This window comes from Allomuricauda sp. XS_ASV26, from assembly GCF_041224615.1.
In the GTDB taxonomy this organism is placed as follows: Bacteria; Bacteroidota; Bacteroidia; order Flavobacteriales; family Flavobacteriaceae; genus Flagellimonas; species Flagellimonas alginolytica.
This window is the reverse complement of the sequence record NZ_JBGFGK010000001.1, coordinates 1-219: the sequence shown is the minus strand read 5'-3', so window position 1 is coordinate 219 and position 219 is coordinate 1. Positions and strand designations below refer to the sequence as shown.

The 219-nt window shown below is 56.6% G+C and carries 1 protein-coding gene; it reads left to right on the top strand.

Going from position 1 to position 219, the window contains the following annotated elements:
* Window positions 1–219: hypothetical protein (locus AB9K32_RS00005; protein ID WP_369883991.1), on the top strand; the 219-nt coding region annotated here is incomplete at both ends.

Here is a 219-nt window from a genome sequence, read left to right as displayed (position 1 = left end):
TCGAACAATACGAGTGCGATAGCAACGAACGCTTCGGACATTGCCACCAATGCCACGAACCTGGCCAACCATATTTCGGCCGACGGAGATCTATCGGATACGAACGAGATCCAGAACATCGAGGAAGTGCTGACTGACGGGAACGATGCGAACGGTCTAGTGCTGACGGGCCTTGGAGCCCCGACCGCTGCGAGCGATGCCGCTACAAAGGCCTATGTG